The sequence below is a fragment of the Stutzerimonas zhaodongensis genome, assembly GCF_003696365.1.
Taxonomy (GTDB): domain Bacteria; phylum Pseudomonadota; class Gammaproteobacteria; order Pseudomonadales; family Pseudomonadaceae; genus Stutzerimonas; species Stutzerimonas zhaodongensis.
In genome coordinates this window covers 1-407 of the sequence record NZ_RFFM01000023.1, presented here as the reverse complement: position 1 = coordinate 407, position 407 = coordinate 1, and the positions used below count along the sequence as shown (strand labels likewise).

At 48.4% G+C, this 407-nt stretch carries 1 protein-coding gene; it reads right to left on the bottom strand.

From position 1 onward, the window contains the following. Window positions 1-52 precede the first annotated feature (52 nt). On the bottom strand, window positions 53-355 hold the full coding sequence (locus EA797_RS21745; protein ID WP_147456834.1) for a hypothetical protein: 303 nt from the start codon (window positions 353-355) through the stop codon (window positions 53-55). Between the last annotated feature and the right edge of the window lie 52 nt (window positions 356-407).

The following is a 407-nucleotide window of genomic DNA, read 5'->3' as shown; positions in this document are numbered from 1 at the left end:
CTTTAGCCCGTCCCAGTGAGCGAAGCGAACGATTTAGACCAGTAGTTATGGTTCAATGGCACACAACTTCCCTTGTGACAACTTGATACGATGCGCCAATATCCACGCCGTTGATATATGCAGGAGAGCGCGGCGTTGAAAAGTTACCATCATCCTTATAGGAGAATTTACCGGCCCCGCATAGCTTCTCAGCCTTTGAATCAATCTTCTCAAGCAGAGAGGGCACGGATGCAAGCATGTTTCCAGAGGCTTCCAATTTGTATTTGCCAGGTGCTAGTTCGACATGTCGAGCTGGGAACATCTGCGCGCATCCAGCAAGCAATATAGCAAGCCCTAGAGCAATGTGGTTTTTCATTGAGATCTACCTTGATTCATAACGTTTGGTTAAGGGGCGGGCTTTAGCCCGT

Excerpts from the sequence above, each read along its gene's own strand:
- EA797_RS21745 (WP_147456834.1), bottom strand. The coding sequence starts at position 355 with ATGAAAAACCACATTGCTCTAGGGCTTGCTATATTGCTTGCTGGATGC.